Source organism: Algibacter miyuki (assembly GCF_030409805.1).
In the GTDB taxonomy this organism is placed as follows: Bacteria; Bacteroidota; Bacteroidia; order Flavobacteriales; family Flavobacteriaceae; genus Algibacter; species Algibacter miyuki.
Map to the genome: position 1 here is coordinate 200446 of NZ_JAUFQP010000010.1, position 22131 is coordinate 222576.

The following is a 22131-nucleotide window of genomic DNA, read 5'->3' on the forward strand; positions in this document are numbered from 1 at the left end:
TAGATGAAAAAACACATATTACTCAGCTTATTTTGCTTGGCCTCACTTTCTCTCATTGCGCAAAGTGAAGCTTCCACTTGGTATTTCGGTTATAATAGTGGTATTAAATTTAATCAACGAACCAATACCATTACCACGTTAACCGATGGAAACATAAATACTTTCGAAGGTTGCGCTACAATTTCGGACGATTTGGGCGACTTATTATTTTACACCGATGGCTCCACAATTTGGAATAAAACTCACGCCGTAATGGCTAATGGTTTTGGACTGTATGGCGACTCGTCTAGTACGCAATCGGCTATTATTGTCCCGAAGCCAGGTGATGAAAACATCTATTACGTTTTCACGGTAGACGACCACAATAATAATGAAGCGCATTTAGGTTTAAATTATTCTGAAGTAGATATTACCTTAAATGGCGGACTTGGAGGGGTTACTTCTAAAAACATAAATTTACTGCCTGAATGTTCCGAAAAAATTACTGCGGTACTTAAAGATTGTGTTACGAAATCGATTTGGGTGATTTCTTTTGCTTCGGCCCACGGCACACTTAATGAGTACGATACGTTTCATGCATTTGAAGTTACCGATTTAGGCGTGCAAACCACATCAACTAAATCGCGTTTTACTTTCCCTTTTGGATCGGTTACAGATTATCGCGGTTATTTAAAACTTGCTCCAGATGGCACTAAAATGGCATCGGCAAACGTTACAAATGGTATGTTCCTTTACGATTTTGATACCGATACTGGGCTTGTTAGCAATCAACAAAGTTTAATTATAACCGGAGAAGCGAGCTTTGCATATGGTGTGGAATTTTCACCAGATAGCCAACTACTTTACGTAAACGCTTCAAATGATTTTTCAGACAGAGTTAACCCCATCAACAACGAAGATCCAGCGAATCATAAATCACAACTAATTCAATATAATTTAGGAGCAGCAAACATATCTACCTCAGCCGTGGTTATTGATAACCGATCGCTATATCGTGGTGGTTTACAACTGGCTCCTAACGGAAAAATTTACAGAGCTCTAAGTGCTACATACACCCAAGGGTTACCTTATTTAGGCGCTATCAATAATCCAAACGACATAGGCACTGCCAGTAATTATCAACACAACGCGGTAAGTTTGGCGCCAAATGCATCATCACAAGGATTACCGCCTTTTATCCAGTCTTTTTTCAATACCACAATTGACATTATAAACGACACTAAAAGCACCACAAATTTAGATCTTTGCGATAACGACACCTATACGCTTACGGCTGAAAACATTCCTAACGCCACTTATACTTGGACTCTTGATGGTTTACCTTTAGCGGAAAAAAGCCACGAACTATTCATTACCAAAGGTGGTCATTACGAAGTTTACATTACCCCTAATAATGGCGATTGCGCTCTCGAAGGTGAAGCGTACGTAAACTATAACACCAACCCCGAAGCTTTTGATTACGTACTCCTACAATGTGATGAAGATGGCATAACCGATGGTATTACCTCGTTTAATTTAGATGAAGCTCACAAGGCTTTAACAGGTAATGTTACCGAGTTGGAAACTAAATTCTTTGTGGATAGCGCAAGAACTTCAGAGATAAGCACCAGCACCTATACTAATATAAAAAACCCGCAAACCGTTTATGTTGAAGTGTATAATCCCAACACAACATGTTCTGATTTTTCTGAATTAACACTAGCCGTAAGCTCTACCAGTTCTAAAGATGCAGCTTTAATGCTTTGTGATGACGATGGTACCGAAGATGGTTTCCAATCTTTCAATTTAAACGATGCCGATACTCAGATAACAGTAGGACTTTCGTTAAGTTTAAGTATTTCATATTATGAAAATTATAATGATGCCTTATTGGAAGAAAACAACCTAAACACTATTTACACAAACACAACCCCTTATAAACAAACGCTTTATGCCCGTGTAGAAAACGCCAATAATTGTTATGGTATAAGCGAGGTTATATTAACCGTGAATAAGCTTCCGGAAATTGAAACCGAAGCACTTAATTATTATTGCATAAACAAATTTCCTGAAACAATAAATCTGAATCCAGGACTACTTAACGGTGTCCCGAACGACTATACCTACAGTTGGTCTACAGGAGAAAACACGTATGCCATAGAGGTGAATAGTATCGGCGATTTTGATGTTACCGTAACCAATGCTAACGGATGTTCTAAAATGAGAACCATTACTATTGAAGGTTCAAATATTGCGACCATAGATAATATTGAAGTAAAAGATGTCTCAGAAAACAATAGCATAACCGTAGTCGCATCGGGAGAAGGGGTGTATGAATATAGACTGATAAACAGTGACAACGTAGTTGTTACCGATTATCAAAGTGAACCCATTTTTAATGATGTTTTCCCGGGGGTTTATACTGTTTCGGTAAAAGACACTAAATTGGATTGTGGGGTTTCAAACCAAAAAGTTTATGTTATCGGGTTTCCTAAATTTTTCACACCAAATAACGATGGGTATCACGATACTTGGCAAGTTTATGGTATTTCTAGTAACAACCAACCAAACTCCAAAATACATATTTACGACCGCTACGGAAAACTAGTAAAACAATTAAGAGCTAATGAGAATGGTTGGAACGGTCTTTTTAATGGCGTAAAACTACCTGCCGATGATTATTGGTTTGTTATTTATCTCGAAGACGGCCGTGTGTACAAAAATCATTTCACCCTTAAGTATTAATTTTTTGGAACTACACAAGCTATTTTACCTCGTCTTAATAAGTATCATTTTTCAAACAAAACTCCATGCCCAAAACCCAACCGATTGTAGTGATGCCGTTATTGTTTGCGGAAACTCCAACATTAATCTCGATGTTAATGGTATTGGTAAACAAGAACTAGGCTTTGGCATAAATTGCAGCAGTCAAGAAAACAATAGTGTTTGGCTAAAAGTAGCTCCTATTACAGATGGCACACTCGGTTTTACCTTAAAACCTGGAAGTAGTTCGATAAATGAGGATTATGATTTTTTTGTATTTGGCCCTAACGCAAATTGTAATAATATTGGACAAGCCATTAGATGCTCGACAACCAATCCTGCTTCTGCGGGATTAACTAGTAATCATACCGGAATGAATGGCACAGCAACCGACACTTCGGAAGGGCCAGGTCCCAATGGAAATAGTTTTGTTAGTTGGCTAAATGTTTTGGCTGGCGAAACTTATTTTATTGTTATCGACAGACCAATCGGGAATAGCGATTTTTCTTTAGAATGGACAGGAACGGCTACCTTTTCAGATCCTCCTGTAGACTCTTCCGTTAACAATTCCTTTTCTAAAAACATTGAAACTTGCGATGTAGACTTACCATATAACGATGGTTTTTCATCCTTCAATTTAGAAACAAACACACCTATAATACTAGGCACTCAAACCGATGCAACCATTAGTTACCATGACTCTGAAAGTGACGCTATAATTAACACTAAACCACTTACTTCCCCATATACAAACACAAAAAACCCGCAAACTATTTATGCCCGTATCACCAACAAATCAACAGGGTGTTTTGAAGTTTCAGAATTTAATTTATCGGTAAATAGTGGCCCCAGTTTCACTGTACCGTCAGATTATGTGCTATGTGATAATTTAGATGATGGCGATGATAAAAACGGGCGGACCACTTTCAACTTAGCTACTAAAAATAGTGACATTCTTAAAGGTAACGATCCTAATAACGTCAACATTACTTATTATAAATCTACTAATGATGCTGAAACAAAAACTAACCCGCATCCCAATTTATATTATAACAACACACCTTTTTCCGAAGAAATATTTTTTCGTATTGAAGATAAAACAAACCCATTATGTCGAAGTATTTCATCGTTTAGATTAATCAGCAATCCTAATCCTGATGCCTATAATCACACTTTACTGCAATGTGATGAAGATGGCGTATCTGACGGTTTCACCACCTTCAACCTGAATGAATCCCATGCTGATTTAACGGGAAATCTAAAAGATAGAACCACTCGCTTTTTTACCGATATATCTAGAACTTCGGAAGTAAACGGCGATTCTTTTTTGAACACCACGAACCCACAAATTATTTATGTTGAAGTTGAAAATACGCTAACCCAATGTTATAGCCTTTCAGAATTAACACTAGCAGTAAGCACAACAGATTCTAATAATGCCACACTCGCATTATGTGATTATGATGGCGTAGAAGATGGCTTCCATGAATTTCTTTTAAGCGAAGCTGATACCCAAATTACAAACGGACTTCCCACTGGATTACAAATTTCTTATTATGAAACTTATAATGACGCCTTATTAGAAACCAACATCTTAGGGAATACATTTATCAATACAATAGCCCATTCTCAAACCATATACGCACGTGTAGAAAATGCTAATAATTGTTATGGCATTAGCGATGTAAATCTCATAGTTTATAAATTGCCAGAACTTGAATCCGACGAAATATCATACTATTGTTTAAATGCATTTCCTGAGGAAAAAGCTCTAACTGCTGGCATTAAAAACGATTCACCTAGCAATTACACCTATAGCTGGTCTACCGCAGAAACCAGTTACCAAATTAATATTAACACCATTGGCAACTACACCGTTACTGCCACAAATGCTAATGGTTGTTCTAAAAGCAGAACGATTACTATTGAAGCGTCTAACGTAGCCATAATTAATAATATTGAAGTTCAAGATGCTTCTGCAAACAATAACATTACAGTTTTTGCTTCAGGAGAAGGCACTTATGAATACCGTTTACTAAACAGTAATAATGTGATTATTGCGCCATACCAAAGCAGTCCTGTTTTTAATAATATACCGCCAGGCGTTTACACGGTTTCGGTAAAAGATATTAAAAATGATTGCGGTATAGTAAACCAAAAGGTATTTGTTATTGGATTTCCTAAATTTTTCACACCAAACCATGATGGCCATCATGATACTTGGCAAGTTTATGGCGTTTCAAGTTTAAATCAGTCCAATTCGAAAATATTTATTTACGATCGTTACGGCAAATTACTGAAACAGCTTAGTCCTTCTGAAAACGGTTGGAACGGCTTATATGGTGGTAAAAAACTTCCTGCCGACGACTACTGGTTTACAATAAACCTTGAAGATGGTAGAATATTTAAAGACCATTTTACGTTAAAGTATTAGGAGTGAAACCCTAAAACCTTATTAAACTGCATTTGGACTTAATTTTTTACATTCTAAAGGAAAAACAGATACTTTTGGTACAGCATTTCGATCTCCAATCGAGTGCGAAATTACAACATAAAAAAAGCGGCTAATAACCTACCAGCTATGAGATTACTGTACTCCCTATTAATTCTACTCATTTGTAGTTGCTCCTCTGCTTATGCGCAAAAAATATCTGTAGATGGCGGCATGGGTTTACAGGCTTTAGTGGAAGATAATTTGGTTGATGGATGTGTGGATATTTCTAATGTGCAATCGGCTATAAACGGTTCGGCTTATGGCTTTCAAAGTTATGGGTATTTTGAGCGTGCAGGATCTAATTTTCCATTTGAAACAGGTATTATGCTTTCCACCGGAGCTGCAGAATCTGGAGGTAATGGCGAAATATCAATTCCGCTAAGCGAAGGTTCAACCGTTTGGGGCACCGATCCAGATTTAGAAGCTGCTTTGGGCACTAGCAATACACTAAATGCTACTTCAATTGAGTTTGACATTGTATCAATTTCTAGCCAATTTCAGTTTAACTATTTATTTGCTTCCGAAGATTATGATGGAGTTAACCCATGTCAAGTTTCCGATGGTTTTGTTTTTCTAATTAAAGAAACAGGAAGCGCAGGTCCCTACGAAAATATAGCAATTATACCCGGTACCACAACACCGGTGAATACAAGTACGGTACACCCAAACTTACTTCCAGCTTGTGCTGCCGAAAACGACGAATATTTCGCAGGCTACAATAATGGAGACACAAACTATATTGGAAGAACAACTGTTTTAACAGCCTCTACCACCATTACCCCTTACGTATCTTACCACGTAAAACTTATTATTGCCGACCAAACTGATGGTACTTTTGATTCCGCTGTGTTCATTGAAGGAGATAGTTTTAAAATATTAGATTTAGGTGAAGATATTACAAGTTGCGAAAGCGCTGCGCTTTTGGATGGAAACATCAATAACCCATATGCAAATTATCAATGGTTTAGAAATAACACGCCAATATCTGGAGCTACTAACCCAACATATACAGCAACTACCAGCGGCCTTTACCGCATAGAAGTTACGGTTACTTTAAACGGTAGCGATTGCGTAGAATCTGACGAGATTGACATTCTATTAAATATTGAAGAAGACATCACGCCTATTCCTGATTATGAATTATGTGATGATAGCAGAGGTGATGAAATTGAAATATTTGATTTATCAACCCAAAGTGATGCTTTAAGAGCTAATATTCCTTTTACAAATTACACGTTTTCTTATCATTATAACGAAACTGAAGCTCGCGCCAATATCAACCCTATTTTAACGCCCATTCCAAATACGCTTTCCAATCCGCAAAATATATTTGTACGTATTGAAGATTTAAATACAGGTTGTTTTACTTACACTAATTTTAATTTGTATGTTAACCCGTTACCACTAATTGACACCCCAACAACACTTGAAGCTTGTGACACAGACGATTTACCTGATGGCAAAGCCATTATCGATTTAACACAAAAGGATGATGAAATTACACGTGGCCAAACCGATTTACTGGTTAGCTACCACTATAGCCAACCCGACGCTGATACTGGTGCCAACCCGATACCGTCTCCATATCAAAATATAAATACTACAAATGAGCGTGTCTTTGTTCGAGTTGAAGATCCTGATACAGGTTGTATAAACTATACCGAACTTGCCGTGAACATCACCATAAGTCCTATTGTAAATAGAGACACGCAATTTATGGATGCTTGTGATAGCGATCAAGATGGCGCAGCAAGCTTCGATTTAACACAGTCTATAGACGATATTCTTCAAGGGTTAACCAATGTTACCGTCACTTTTCACGAAAGTATAAATGATGCTCAAAATGGAACGAATCCCATAGCAAACCAAACCAACTATGAATATATTAATCCGGACGGAGAGCCTGGATTTAGACCATTATATGTGCGTATTGAAGATGACAATACCGGTTGCCCCACTATTGTTCCTTTAGAAGTGCATACCAACTTACTACTTACAGGAACCGACACTGGTTTTTTTGCGCTTTGCGACACTAATGAAGATCCGGATGATGTTGAACAATTCAACTTAAATTCTGTTGAAACTTATATTGCGAACGATTTACCAGACCCTATTGAAATCAACTTTTTTGAAAGTGAAGATGATAGAAATGCAAACATAAACCCCATTAATAAATCGGTTTTATACACAGCGCAAAGTCCAACGAGATTATTTATTGCTTTAGAAAACACACTAACAGGTTGCGCTGAAGTTTCTGATATTACATTAGTGGTTAACCCCATATTACTATTCAATCCAGCGGTACCACTACCCTATTGCTCTCCTGACGAAAATCCTGAGGTTAGTATTGATTTACATTCCTTAGATCCAACCGTACTAAATAATCATACTGAATTTTCTGTAACTTATTTTGGCGAATTGGTAGATGCAGAAAATAACACAAACCAATTGCCTCCATTCTATACAAACACCAGCAGCATAGAAACTATTTATGCGCGTATAGAGCATGAATCTACAGGCTGCTCTACCATCAACCCATTTCAAATTGAAATTAAGACCGCTCCCGCTGCAACGCCTCCAGACGATATTAAAGTTTGTGATAGTGATTTAGACGGTTTTGCTATTATAAATTTAGAAGATAATCAAGCTGAGATTGTTGCTGATCCATCCATTGTAACCTTTAGTTATTTCACCGATTTAGACGATGCCAACAATGCCATAAACCCTATAGTTACACCAACAGCCTACAATGCAAATACTCAAACTATTTTTGTTAGAATAGAAAGTAGCGGCAATACCTCGGGGTGCTACAACATTGTAGAACAACAAATTATTGTAAACACAGAACCTGTTTTCGACACCATTTCTAACTTTCAAATTTGTGAAGTAGATGGCGATAGTACAGCCGATTTTTTATTGGTTGAAAAAGATTCTGATATTTTAAATGGACAAACGGGTAAAGAAGTTTTCTATTTTGAAGATGCTTCATTTACTATTCCTATTGACAAAAATGTGATTTACAACAATACAGCTCCAATGCAAACCATTTATGTTCGGGTAGAAAACGTAACCGATACCGATTGCTTTGCAACAAGCTCTTTTACTTTAGAGGTAGCTCCCGAACCTATTTACAACAAACCATCTCTATATTTAATTTGTGATGATATTACCAATGATGAAATTGCAGACTTCGATTTAAACTCGAAAACCATTGAAATTAAAGCGGGCGTTGTCAACCCTATTAATGTTACTTATCACCTTACTGAATTAGAAGCTGAGCGTAATAACAACCCTTTATCAACCACCAATTACACCAATAGAGTAAACCCACAAACGCTTTATGTGCGTATAGAAAGTAGTAATTCATTGTGCTATGTTGTTGAAACGTTGAGCTTAAATATTATTGCGGCTCCAGACATTTCGGAAGTTACCGCAGGTTTAACCAGTTGTGATAACGATTATGATGGGATTACAAATTTCAATTTAGAAGATGCTGAATTTGAAATATATGATAGAATTCAATCTAACTTAAGTATTAATTATTTCGAAAATTTTGATGACATCAATACCGATGATGGCTTTGATAACTCAGGGGAAATAACCGACCCAACCAATTTCAGTTCAGCAACGCAAACCGTTTATATTAAGGTAACCAATACATTAACGGGCTGTTACAGTGTTATACCCCTCGATTTAACTGTTAATTTACCACCGATTACATTACCTATACAACCTATAGAAATTTGTGATAACGACAGCGATAGTTATGATTTATCACAAATAGACCTACTTATTGTGGATGATGCAAGTACCGTAACAATTACCTACCACAGCTCCATGAATAATGCAGAAAACAACATGTTTCCTCTGCCCGATATCTTTACATATAGTAATTTAAATCATACATTTTACATTAGAGTTACATCTATTTCTAATGGTTGCCATATTGTGGTTCCTGTTAACTTAACCATTCATATTAAACCTCGTATAGCTTCAACTCCTGCAGATTTAATTGCTTGCGATGATGATGCAGATGGCTTATTTGAATTCGACCTTACTGATGCAAACCCCGCTATTCTAAATGGTCAAAATGCTAGCTCTCATCAAATTACTTATTACACCAATATTACCGATGCGGAATCGGGTACAAATGCACTAAACCCTTTATATACTTCGGAAAATGGCGAAACCATATATGTTAGGTTAGAATCGAATGTAACATCTTGCTACTCGTTTACGCAATTTAACACCTATATCAACCCATTACCTATTGTTGACTTAAACAAAATTATTCCAATTTGTAACGATTCCGCGATTACCATTAGCGCAGAAACCTTTGTACCAGGAGACCAATACTTATGGTCTACTGGCGCTACTACACCTGAAATACTTGTACAACCCGATGCTGACGGACCATATAGTGTTACCGTAACCCGACCTTACCCTTCTGGTCCTAGTTGCGAATATTCTCATGATTTTATAGTAGAAAAATCCGATGCTGCTATTATTGATATCGCTCCTCCAACCGTACATTTTGCAGATCCTAATAGTATTACTGTAAATATCCGTTCCGGAAGCATAGGCGATTATGTTTATATTTTAGACAACGGAGAACCACAAACGTCCAACTTCTTCGCAGATGTTCCATTTGGAGAACATTTGATAACCGTGAGAGATTTAAATGGATGTATGGATGCTACTAGAAGCGTATTTGTATTTGATATTCCGAAGTACTTTACACCAAACAACGATTTATATAACGACACCTGGCATGTTATTGGAGCGAACCAATTGCCTGGCACGGTAGTCTATATTTATAACCGCTACGGAAAACTATTAAAAACCTTAACTCATGCTTCAGACGGATGGGATGGCACTTTTAATGGACAAAACTTACCCGCAGATGACTATTGGTATCTAGCAAAAATAGTACAAGATGGTAATGCTTTTGATTTAAGAGGGCATTTCTCACTGAAACGATAACAGTGTAAATTAAGTTGCGCTCTTTCAAAAAGGATAAGTCAATATTATTCTTTATTTTAAAACGAAAAAAAGCCTTTCGGATATAAATTATATATCTGAAAGGCTTTTGTTTATATACTATCCTTCGCTTTACTGTTTTGTGTTACACATTAGTTTTTAAACTCCAATCTATGAACACAAATGAGTTACTGATGGATAGTTAAAACCGGGTTTTTATGAAGTTTTTCTAAGGTAGAAATAACTTTAGATTTACATAACCCAATTTTTCTAAGTAGATCTGGTTTTTTATCGACTACACACATAATATTATTAAGATGAGAAGTTGCATATTTTTTTAAATTACTAGATTTTTCCGTAAACTCTACGATAACAGCTTTATCTGTTTGATTTTCTAAATGGGTGCACAGTAATTTAATATTCCTACTAGTTTCTTCTGGCATATTTTCCTCACTAGTAAGTGCTAAAACGGTCACTTTAAAATTAGTGTTTTTAAAGGTTTCTAAAAAGCTATCAATTTCTCTAGTTTGCACTTCTTCGGTAAAATTTGACGCTATAGTTAGATTGATTTTTTTATTCATAGAAGCGTATGGAGGAACAACCAAAACGGGGCAAGTTCTAATTTTTCCAACAATAGCTTCTATATTTTTACTGATTTTCGCATCACCTTTCAAGACTATTAAATCCACATTTACACTTTCAATATGCTTCTCTATAGCTTTCACTAGAGATAATCCTTCAGAAATAACATGATATTCATGCTTCTCATTATTCCTATTTACAGCGTATTCTTCGAGTAAATCGCCTAAGCGTTGTAAAGATTCTTCTTTAGGTTTTTCAAACCATTCATCATCTGCCTGCAGCATTTCTATAGCACTTAAACCGCCTGCTCCATAATTATAAACATTAAGAAAATAAAACGCGCAGTCCTCATTTTTAAAGAGCTCTGTAATATAATTGATAGCCTTGTAACTATTTGTAGAGAAGTCTGTGGGAATTAAAATCTTTTTCATGTTTTCTAATTATTTAAGTTTATACCGCATTAACAATTTATAAATATGTGTTTCAAAATCAGTGAACTCTTTCAATATGAGCTTATACTGTTCTCTTCTTTTATCGTGCAACTTAGCCCGTGCTTCATTGTACTCTGTTTTACCGTATTCAAATTCAATTTTCAAATCCTGACTATACTTACAAAATGCTCCTGTAAGTAAAACATTTTTTCGACGGAGTGCTTTAATTAGATTTTCAACCGACGGATTTTGAATAAGCCGTTTTTCTAAAACAATAAAGCAATCTAATTTGTTGTTAAATTGTTCTAATGTATAGAGCCAAAGATTTAATTCTTTTAAATCTTTTTGAATACAAAGTCGCCTTTGATTGTCTATTCTATGTAATAAAATATGGTCCAAAAATTTTTATTAATTAAGTACTATTCTTTTTTTACAGTGTTAGTTTAGTATGTATAACACTAAACACTTCATCTTTTAATCGTCTGTATTTATCAATATGGTAGAGGTAACTTCTTCTATAACTTTCATGTTCTGTTATGTATACCATATCGCATTGCATGTCATCACATTCAATTAAGTTCGAGCGTAATAACACATATTTATTAAGTGCATTGAGTAAGATTTGATTTTCTGCTTGCTTTTTTGATAACTTATCTAAGACATCATCTGCTTCTACTTTTTGACTTACAGCATTATATATACCTGTTATATTATCCAATTCTTTTTGAATATATTTAACATGGTTAATCCAATTCCCCAGTTCACTGGTGTTGATTTTATGTGTAATATCAACATCAGAATCATGATCGTAAATTTCTAAATGTTCTGTTTTCATTTTTAAAGATTTTTTAAATTACTAGATTTAAACCTTTAGCGGTTTCTTCTTGATTTACTTGGGCTATTTTTAAATGATGCCTTCCTCCCGGAAAATCCCAAATAATTGTATCACCTTCGGCATAACCAATTAGCGCTGCACCCATAGGTGCTAAAATTGAAACTTTATTTTGATGCACATTTCTCTCGGTTGGAATAACCAATTGCAATGTTTTTTCTATGCCATTCTCAAAAATTAAAGTAGCCTTGCTATTAAAGCGGATAACGTCGCTTGGCATTTTTTCATTATCCATTATTTGAGCTTCTTTGAGCTCATCACTTAGTTTTTGCAAAGAATTTTGAGTCTCAAAATCGCCCGCATAACCAGACACATTAAGTATACGCTTTAAATAAACGTATTCTTTTTTCTCTAATATTAAGCTACCGTACTTCATTTTTATTTTATTTTTATCAATTCTCTTTATGGAAATATCCCTCTTAACACATAGGCTTTCTCTATGCGTTCTATAGCAATACAATAGGCTGCTGTGCGCATATCCAAAGATTCTTTTATAGAATATTCATAAACTTTATTAAACGATTCTTTTAATTTTTTATCAAGTTTTGCAACCACTTCATCCAACTGCCAAAGCTCTCCATTTCTGTTTTGCAACCATTCAAAATAACTTCCAATAACACCTCCTGAATTACATAAAATATCAGGTATTATAGTCACTCCTTTTTCAATTAAAATCTGTTCGCCTTCTACATTTGTAGGCCCATTAGCTCCTTCAGCAATAAGGCTTGCTTTTATGTGTGGCGCATTTTCTTTTGTAATTTGATTCCCCAAGGCTGCAGGAATTAAAATGTCGCAATCTATTCCGAAAAACGTATCATTAGCGGTATCATTAGCAACAGGAAAACCTACAATACTGCCCGCATTAGATTTAGCATAATTAAACAAGTTTTCTACACCAATACCTTTTTGGTTTTCAATGCTACCAAAAGCATCTTGTACCGCTACAAGAATAGCGCCTTCTTTTTCTAAAAAATAAGATGCCCAATACCCAACATTACCAAATCCTTGCACAATAAACTTTTTACCTTCAAGATTAGTTTCATTCTTGTCGGCCCAAAATTTAATAGTTAAAAAAACACCGTAACCCGTTGCGCGATCGCGACCTTCTAAACCTCCACTTCCGGCAGGTTTACCAGTAACAACGTGTAAATTTGCTGAACGTTCTGCTGGCGGACGCGTACTCATATAAGTGTCCGAAATCCATGCCATAGTTTGGCTATTGGTATTCACATCTGGAGCAGGAATATCATGTTCTGGCCCAATATTATCGGCTAAAGCAAAAGTGAAACGTCTTGTTATACGTTCTAATTCTGATGTTGAATATTTAGAAGGGTCTAACTGAATTCCCCCTTTACCTCCACCGTAAGGCAAACCAGCCAAAGATGTTTTCCATGTCATCCACATGGCAAGCGCTCTCGCGGCATCGATATCTACCGTTGGGTGATAACGTAAACCACCTTTATATGGGCCTAATGCGTTATTGTGTTGTACACGATAACCGGTAAAAATCTCAACCTCGCCATTATCCATTTTTACAGGAAAATGAACAATAATTTCGTTATTGGTAATACTTAAGATCTTGCGAATATTAGGATGAAGGTTAATTTTATCAGCCGCACTGTTAAACTGATTTAAAACATTTTCCATCATCCCTCGCAATGGTTTTTTTACTACTTTTTTATTTAATTCTGCTTCTGCAATCATCTTTTCTGTTTTTAATATTTTTCACTTTAAACAACATTTATTGGGGTTGTTTTATCTGTTTAAACTTTCCTCTATTTTCAGATACTATAACTGCCTTCGCATCTTTTTTTCTAAGGTTAAAACGGGTGGAACAAATCGAGAACTTAACTCCTCCATATCATACTCACTACACGACCAAACTTTTTCCTTTTGAGATGTTAGCACACAAACGTCCTTGTGTATACAACTTGGGCATATATTAAATTGATTTGTATTCATTTTATAATATTTTTTATTCTTATACCATAAAAGGCAACTCTTGTGCCATGCGGAATGACGCTAGGTATAGAAACACGAAAACCCTTTATGAATAAAGGGTTTTGCTTATACTTAAAGAAATGAATTGTTTTTTTAAACCGGTACAAAATTACCCGGTTGGGAGAAAATGTCTCAACAAAAAGAAGTTATTCTGAAAGCTTTTGACGAATGGTTTTTCTATCTATTTGAAGAATTTCGGCGGCCTTAGTTTTGTTATTACCTGTGGCTCTCAATACTTTTTCTATATATTTTTTTTCGACAACTTTTAGAGGTTCAAAGGCATTATCGTTAAATTCAAAAGTATATTTTAAATGTTCGGGTAAATTGGCCACATTTATAATTTTATCGCACATAATTACAGCACGTTGCACTACATTTTCTAACTCTCGAATATTCCCTGGCCAATTATATCGATGCAATATAGCCAAAGCTTCGGGTGTTATTTTTATAAATCGATCTTTATATTCTACGCCATATTTAAACAGAAATTTATCAACCAAAACCGGAATATCCTCCTTACGTTCTCGCAATGGAGCTACATGAATTTCCACAACTGTTAATCTGTAAAACAAATCTTCTCGAAAGGTTTGCTTCCTAATCATATCGCGCAAATCGCTATTAGTTGCTGCTATAATTCGAATATCAATTTTCTCAGGCTTTTGTGCACCCACTTTAATCACTTCCTTTTCTTGCAACACACGTAATAAGCGTAACTGCACAGCTACCGGAGCATTACCTATTTCATCTAAAAAAATAGTACCACCATGAGCCGCCTGAAAAAAGCCATCTCTATTAGTATCCGCTCCCGTGAAAGCCCCTTTTACGTAACCAAATAACTCTGCTTCCAACAAATTTTCGGGTATGGCACCGCAGTTTACCACAATAAAAGGTGCTCTAGCAAATTTACCTTGGTAATGTATCGCACGAGCTACGAGTTCTTTTCCTGTACCACTTTCTCCGTTAATAAATACAGTGGCTTTGTTATCTTTTATCCGTTCGATAATTTGAATAACACTCTGTATTTCTTCAGATTCTCCAATAATATCGCCGTAAGCTTTATTTTTTTCTTCGGAAGGTTGAATCGTTTTTTGATTGTTTTCGTTAGAAATGGCCAACGATTTATTAACCGCATTTTGAAGTTCCTCTCTCGTGAATGGTTTCGTTAAATAATCGACCACACGAGATTTTATAAACGTGAGCGAATCTTGAACCGAAGGATAACCTGTAACTACTAATTTTGGTAATTTAGGATAATGTTCTGAAACAAATTTGATGAGTTCTGCTCCATCAATTTCGGGCATTTTTAAATCTGTAATAAGTAAATCTATTTTAGTATCTCGTAAAATAGTAACCGCTTCTTTTACAGAAATAGCCTTATAAGTATGATAATTCCACGACTGTAAATGCCGTTGTAATAGTTCTAGAATATGAACATCATCATCAACAATTAATATATTTTCTTTACGTAATGGCATGCTTTAGTTTTTTGGTAAAGTAATTGTAAATATAGCGCCTTTATGTGGTCTATTCTCTGCTTTTATAGTGCCTTTATGAGACGCTACAATACCATGCACCACACTTAAGCCAAGTCCTGAACCATCTTCCATAGGTTTTGTAGTATAAAACGGCTGAAATACTTTTTCTAAAGCTTCGGGTGTAAATCCAGAACCTTCATCTAGAATTTTTAAAATAATATCCGTTTCTGTTTGCAAAGCTTCCATGGTTACCAAACCGCCTTTTGGCGAAAAATAAATAGCATTCATGAGTAAATTGAACATAATTTGAGTGAGCTGAATTGGATCGGCCTTTAGCCACAGTGTTTCATCTTCAATTTTCACTAAATATTTAACCTCTTCTTTTCTAAAAGAAGCGTCGAGTAAATCGATAGCACTTTTTATAGTTGGTACCAGGTTAACCCGTTTCATTTCTTGCGGCATTTCACATGCGAAAAACATTAACTTTTTTAAAACTTCTCTAGAGAAAATGGCATTATCAATAATTTTATTTAAATCGCCCGATACTTTTTTATCATCTTCAAAATCAGATTTCAGTAATTCGGCAAAACCTAAAATATTGGCTAATGGCGTATTAAGCTCGTGTGCTATTCCGGCAGTTATCTCTCCAAGTATGCCTAATCTATCGGCATGTTCCATGCGTTTTTTTAAGGCGGCTTCACTATTCTGAATTTCAATACGCTCAAATAAATCACCAATTTTTAAAGCCACATTATCAAGTAGCAGTTGTTCCTCATTTAAAAAATCTTCGGCTTTAAAATTAGCCGCATTTAAACTACAAAGAACATAGCCTTTTACTTCATTAAAAATCTTGATTTCCGACTGAATTGAAGCCACATTTTTCGGGTCTTTTCCGGTTTGCACTGCTAAGTTTTTTACCTGAATGCTAATCCCTATTTTTTTGGGATACAAAAATGCTTTTTGCAAACTTTTTGCAATGGCTTCTAGAGCGGCTTCAATGCGCTCCGGGTCGGCATTACTAATGCTCGATGACACTTCGTAAAGGCAGGTAAGCTCTTTTATACGTTCTTTTAATGCTTCATCGGTTACTTTACTCATCGCTCTATTTTTCTTTAGAAAACGCCTGTAATTCTACTTATTTATAAACGTCATTTTAATGTATTAAAATACAAAAATTAAAACCTTCCATAAAATAATATCGACTTGAAATTTTCTTTAATTATTTCGCGTCAATAAAACTTATTTAAATGAATTTCAGCTTATAAAATGAAACGTCCTCTATTCTATTAAACAAAAAAAGACCGCTTTTTCAAGCAGTCTTTTCTTCATATTAAAAAAAATATTTTATAACACTCTTAGTTATAGTTTGAAGTGCTTACCTCAAAAGAAGAGTCTTTAGCAGCTAAATAACGTTCTGCATCTAAAGCAGCCATACATCCTGTACCTGCAGCTGTAACAGCTTGACGGTATACATGATCTGCAGCATCTCCACAAACAAATACACCTTCAACATTTGTTAAAGCACGACCTGGTACATTTTTAATGTATCCTGTTTCGTCCATATCAATAAAATCTTTAAAGATATCTGTATTTGGTTTATGCCCAATAGCTACAAAAAATCCTGTGGCAGGAATATCTTGAGTTTCTTTCGTTTTATTATTTAAAACTCTTACTCCTGTAACAACTTGGCCATCACCTAAAACTTCTTCTGTTTCCGTATTGAATAAAATTTCAATATTTTCTGTGTTTTGAACACGAGCAGCCATAATTTTAGACGCTCTAAATTCATCTCGACGCACTAACATGGTCACCTTTTTACAAAGTTTAGATAAATAGTGAGCTTCTTCACAAGCAGAATCTCCTGCTCCTACAATAACAACCTCATGGTTTCTATAGAAAAAGCCGTCGCAAACTGCACAAGCAGAAACACCACCACCTAGTTTTAAATATTTTTGTTCAGATTCTATACCTAGATATTTAGCAGAAGCCCCTGTTGAAATAATTACAGTATCACAGTGAATTTCTTTAGTATCATTTACCCAAACTTTATGTACATCACCAGAGAAATCAACTTTAGTAATCCAACCGTCACGTACATCAGTTTCAAAACGTTCTGCTTGTTTTTGTAATTCCATCATCATTTGAGGTCCTGTAACTCCCTCTGGATAACCTGGAAAATTTTCAACTTCATTGGTTGTTGTTAATTGTCCGCCTGGTTGTATTCCTTGATATAAAACAGGACTCATATTGGCTCTTGCCGCATAAATCGCTGCAGTATAACCTGCTGGTCCAGATCCTATAATTAAGCATTTTAATTTTTCAATTGTATCAGACATAATTGCTTTTAGATTTTTATTAAGCCCAATTTAACTATGAAATTGGTATAACAAAAGTAGAATTTTTGTGCGAATCCTTACATATAAGTTATCAACAGTTTTTATAACACAATAGCTTGCCCTTATAAAACAACTTGTAGTGTTATCTCTAAAATGTCCACGCAAAAAGCGATATCTATTAAATTATTAGCAACAATTGTAATATTTAACGGCACATTAAACAAACTATGACTGCTACTTAGAATCACAATTAACAAAACAATAGCAATATTATTATTGCCGTATTAAACCTTTTTTATTATTTTGGGTCTATTAACTACCAACTATACTAACTTAAAAAATGAAACTGCACCTTTTAGATCGTAGCAACCTAACCAACAGCTCGTTCACCACAAAAATTAACGAATACCCTTATTTTTTAAAAATATGGCATTACCATCCAGAGTTAGAATTGGTAGTGGTTTTAAAAAGTGAAGGCACTTGTTTTATTGGTGATAGTGTTGAAAAATTCGGTATTGGCGATGTGGTATTAATGGGTAAAAACCTACCACACATGTGGCTTAACGACGATGGTTACTTTGAACAAACTTCGAAACAAACGGCAAAAGCGATTGCTATTCATTTTAAAGAAAACTACTTAGGGCCAAAGTTTTTCGAAACGCCAGAAATGGTTCATATCTTAGAATTATTCAAGCGTGCTTCCTTCGGAATTAAATTTTTAAATGTTAATAAAAAACTGATTAACGATATTGAACACATGCTAGAGCTCAAAGGTTTTGAAAAAACCATGGCTTTTTTAAATATTTTACATGCCTTAGCGAAACATACGGACACTAAAAAACTTTCAAGTCAAGGCTTTATTAATTCGTTTAAAGCCTCGAAAAGTGATACCCAAGATAATGTGCAGGCGTACATTTTTAAAAACTTCAATTTAGATATTACTTTAAACAAGGCCGCCGAAATAGCACACATGAACCCATCTGCCTTTAGCCGCTATTTTAAACGTGTTAACAAGAAAACATTCTCTAGATATGTGGCAGAAATCCGTATAGGTTATGCTTGTAAATTGTTGCTAGAAAACCGATTTAACATCTCAAAGATTTGTTATGAATCGGGCTTTAACAACATATCCAATTTCAATAGACAATTTAAAATTGTGATGAATTATACACCTTCGGAATATTTAGAAAAGCACAAAAGAAAGCACAACTAAAATTGCCTTAAAAGTCAATTTCATCGAGAATCAGCAAAAAAAGTATCAACACCAGTCAAATTTTAGGAAGTTTAGTGTCATTATTCCTCTTAACTTTGCCTCATCTTATTATAGGTCGTAAAACAACAGGAATACATTTTTATTTCCGTTAAAGCCTTATAATTACACAAACGAGACGTTCGATTTTTTATAAAACTTAATTATTAATTTATGAAAGTAGGTTTATTTATTCCGTGTTACATCAATCAACTCTACCCTCAGGTAGGCAAAGCTACTTTAGAGGTTTTGGAAAAACTTAATGTAGATGTGGCGTATCCTTCGGGACAAACCTGCTGCGGACAACCCATGGCTAACTCTGGTTACGAGCGCGAATCGGTTGGTGCTTGCAATAATTTTGTTGATAATTTTAAAGATTTCGATTACATCGTTACGCCTTCCGGAAGTTGTGCTTATCATGTAAAAAAACATTATAACATTATTCCACAAACCGAAGATGTTACCAACGTTAGAAATAATGTTTACGAACTTTGTGATTTCATTGTAAATATTTTAAAAGTGAAAGATTTAGGTGCATCATTCCCGTTTAAGGTGGGTGTTCATAAAAGCTGTCATGGATTACGTGGTTTGCGTTTGGGCTCATGTTCTGAAGTCGTTGGACCTCGATTTTCTTACTTAGAAGATTTACTAAAAGAAGTTAAAGGCGTTGAATTAACTCCCGTTAAACGAAGCGATGAATGTTGCGGATTTGGAGGCACATTTGCTGTATCCGAAGAAGCTGTTTCTGTAAAAATGGGAAAAGATAAAATTAAAGACCATTTAGATAGTGGTGCGCAAGTAATAACTGCCACCGACACCTCGTGCTTAATGCATTTAGAAGGTTTAGTTAACCGTAATAAGCAGCCGTTAAAAATTCTTCATATTGCCGAAATTTTAAACAGTTCACTTTAATTTAACAGCCAAAACTTTCATAAATTTAAAACATTATGAGCCATCCTAAACTAGCTAGTATATTTAATAAAGACGAAAAAAAAGTCGATTGGCACGATAAAGCCTTATGGTTTGTGCGCCATAAACGTGACAAATCTGTACACCATGTACAAGGTTGGGAAGAACTCCGAAACTTAGGGCATGGTATAAAAGCCCACATGCTTTCTAATCTAGATATTTATTTACGTGAATTTGAAGCCAACGCTAATAAAAACGGTGTAGAGGTACATTGGGCTGCAAATGGAGAAGAACACAACCAAATTGTTCATAAAATATTAAAGGATAACAACGCAAAAAAAGTAGTAAAAAGTAAGTCGATGTTAACCGAAGAGTGCCACTTAAATCCATATTTGGAAGCTGATGGTATTGAAGTTATTGACACCGATTTAGGTGAACGTATTGTGCAATTGGCCAAAGAGCCGCCGAGTCATATTGTATTGCCAGCCATCCACAAAAACAAACATGAAGTAGACGAGTTGTTCCAGGAACATTTAGGCACAAAACCTTGCGATGGAGACCCACAATATCTAACACAAGAAGCCCGAAAACATTTAAGACAAAAATTTATTGAAGCCGATGCTGCCATTACAGGCGTTAATTTTGCCATTGCAGATACTGGTGGTTTTGTAGTGTGTACCAACGAAGGTAATGCTGATATGGGTGCCCATTTAGCACCTGTACATATTGCTTGCATGGGTGTTGAAAAAATAATTCCAAAACAAGAACATCTTGCGGTGTTTTTACGTTTATTGGCACGTTCGGCTACAGGCCAACCTGTAACCACATATTCGTCTCATTTTAAAAAGCCAAGCGATGGTAGAAAAATGCACATCGTAATTGTAGATAACGGAAGATCTGAGCAGTTAAGTCGTCCTGATTTTAGAGCCTCTTTACATTGTATTCGTTGTGGTGCTTGTATGAATACTTGTCCAATTTACAGACGTAGCGGCGGACATAGTTACGACGCCACTATTCCCGGACCAATCGGTTCTATTTTATCACCTGGAAAAGATTTAAAAAAACACAGCACTTTACCCTTTGCCTCTACCCTTTGCGGATCTTGTTCCGATGTTTGTCCGGTGAAAATCGACATCCATTCGCAACTTTATAAATGGCGCCAAATTATTACCAAAGAAACGCCACAGCCTTTTATAAAAAAGAAGTCTATGGAAATTATGGGCACCGTTTTTGCCAAACCAATGCAGTTTGAAAAGGTTGGAAAAATAGCACGTTGGTCACTTCGGAATTTACCAAAATCGGTAATAAACTCAAAACCGAACGCTTGGGGAAAAGCACGTGATTTACCAACAGGTCCAAAAGAAAGTTTTGATGATTGGTACAAAAAGAGAGAAGAAAATAAAGGTAAAAAAGATTAAACAATGAGCAGCAGAGACCATATATTAAGTAGAATAGAAGCTAATAAACCAGAAGCACTTCCGCTTCCAAACATAGATTTATCTCTTTTTAATGAAGGATTAGATTTGGTAAAAGAATTTACAAAGAAAGTTGAAGTTGTTGGTGGAAACGTGATAGAAACCACAACTAACGACGCCGTAATTTCTCAAATAGAAGGTTTATTTCCTGATGCAAAAGTGAAGTTTTCAGCTTTAGAAAACTCCGCAGCGTTTAATACCGTTGATTTATCCAAAATAAAAAAACCACAAGATTTAGAAGACTTAGATATTTTAATTATTGAAAGCGATTTGGCTGTTGCCGAAAACGGATCGGTTTGGGTAACCGATAAGCAACTGCCTATGCGCGTACTTCCATTTATAACCAAACACTTGGTTATTGTGGTTTCTCGAGAAAATATTCTGCCATATATGCATCAAGCTTACGAGAAGATTAGCGCAGGCGGTGAAAATGATTATGGTGTATTTATAGCGGGCCCTTCTAAAACCGCTGATATCGAACAATCCTTAGTAATTGGTGCTCACGGTGCTTTAAGTTTAACCTTATTTTTGAAGTAGGAAATCGGCTTAGAAATAACCTTTAACC

General features: G+C 35.5%; 15 protein-coding genes. 7 read left to right on the plus strand and 8 right to left on the minus strand.

What is annotated here, in order from left to right; translation table 11 throughout:
* Positions 1-3: 3 nt before the first annotated feature.
* From QWY92_RS08875 to QWY92_RS08885, 3 genes are all read left to right on the plus strand, one after another.
* A complete protein-coding gene (locus QWY92_RS08875; RefSeq protein WP_290270412.1) occupies positions 4-2724 on the plus strand; it encodes a T9SS type B sorting domain-containing protein in 2721 nt (906 codons plus the stop codon).
* A 4-nt stretch (positions 2725-2728) separates the two neighbouring features.
* Positions 2729-5176, plus strand: a complete 2448-nt coding sequence (locus tag QWY92_RS08880; RefSeq protein WP_290270413.1) for a T9SS type B sorting domain-containing protein — start codon at positions 2729-2731, stop codon at positions 5174-5176.
* A 147-nt stretch (positions 5177-5323) separates the two neighbouring features.
* On the plus strand, positions 5324-10219 hold the full coding sequence (locus QWY92_RS08885) for a T9SS type B sorting domain-containing protein (RefSeq protein ID WP_290270414.1): 4896 nt from the start codon (positions 5324-5326) through the stop codon (positions 10217-10219).
* A 185-nt stretch (positions 10220-10404) separates the two neighbouring features.
* On the opposite strand, the gene QWY92_RS08890 is transcribed toward QWY92_RS08885, so the two are convergent.
* The 8 genes from QWY92_RS08890 to trxB form a co-directional block, all read right to left on the minus strand.
* Entirely contained in the window at positions 10405-11229 is an 825-nt protein-coding gene (locus QWY92_RS08890) for a universal stress protein (RefSeq protein WP_290270415.1), read from the minus strand.
* A 9-nt stretch (positions 11230-11238) separates the two neighbouring features.
* Positions 11239-11628 (minus strand): hypothetical protein, encoded by a 390-nt coding sequence (locus QWY92_RS08895; RefSeq protein ID WP_290270416.1) that lies wholly within the window; start codon positions 11626-11628, stop codon positions 11239-11241.
* A 31-nt stretch (positions 11629-11659) separates the two neighbouring features.
* Positions 11660-12064 (minus strand): hypothetical protein, encoded by a 405-nt coding sequence (locus QWY92_RS08900; RefSeq protein WP_290270418.1) that lies wholly within the window; start codon positions 12062-12064, stop codon positions 11660-11662.
* A gap of 13 nt (positions 12065-12077) precedes the next feature.
* On the minus strand, positions 12078-12497 hold the full coding sequence (locus QWY92_RS08905) for a GreA/GreB family elongation factor (protein ID WP_290270420.1): 420 nt from the start codon (positions 12495-12497) through the stop codon (positions 12078-12080).
* 26 nt (positions 12498-12523) lie between these two features.
* Positions 12524-13825, minus strand: coding sequence for a Glu/Leu/Phe/Val family dehydrogenase (locus QWY92_RS08910; RefSeq protein WP_290270431.1), 1302 nt, complete (start codon positions 13823-13825; stop codon positions 12524-12526).
* Positions 13826-14268: 443 nt separating this feature from the next.
* A complete protein-coding gene (locus tag QWY92_RS08915; RefSeq protein ID WP_290270433.1) occupies positions 14269-15597 on the minus strand; it encodes a sigma-54-dependent transcriptional regulator in 1329 nt (442 codons plus the stop codon).
* Between the two features lie 3 nt (positions 15598-15600).
* The gene (locus QWY92_RS08920) at positions 15601-16695 is read right to left on the minus strand and encodes a sensor histidine kinase (RefSeq protein ID WP_290270435.1); all 1095 of its coding nucleotides are present in this window, start codon (positions 16693-16695) and stop codon (positions 15601-15603) included.
* A 257-nt stretch (positions 16696-16952) separates the two neighbouring features.
* The gene (gene trxB / locus QWY92_RS08925; RefSeq protein WP_290270437.1) at positions 16953-17933 is read right to left on the minus strand and encodes a thioredoxin-disulfide reductase; all 981 of its coding nucleotides are present in this window, start codon (positions 17931-17933) and stop codon (positions 16953-16955) included.
* 340 nt (positions 17934-18273) lie between these two features.
* Between trxB and QWY92_RS08930 the strand changes: the two genes are divergently transcribed.
* From QWY92_RS08930 to QWY92_RS08945, 4 genes are all read left to right on the plus strand, one after another.
* Complete coding sequence (locus tag QWY92_RS08930; protein ID WP_290270439.1) at positions 18274-19146, plus strand: AraC family transcriptional regulator; 873 nt, start codon at positions 18274-18276, stop codon at positions 19144-19146.
* Positions 19147-19356: 210 nt separating this feature from the next.
* Entirely contained in the window at positions 19357-20094 is a 738-nt protein-coding gene (locus QWY92_RS08935; protein WP_290270441.1) for a (Fe-S)-binding protein, read from the plus strand.
* Positions 20095-20129: 35 nt separating this feature from the next.
* Complete coding sequence (locus QWY92_RS08940; protein WP_290270442.1) at positions 20130-21509, plus strand: lactate utilization protein B; 1380 nt, start codon at positions 20130-20132, stop codon at positions 21507-21509.
* 3 nt (positions 21510-21512) lie between these two features.
* Complete coding sequence (locus tag QWY92_RS08945) at positions 21513-22103, plus strand: LutC/YkgG family protein (protein ID WP_290270443.1); 591 nt, start codon at positions 21513-21515, stop codon at positions 22101-22103.
* Positions 22104-22131: the final 28 nt, after the last annotated feature.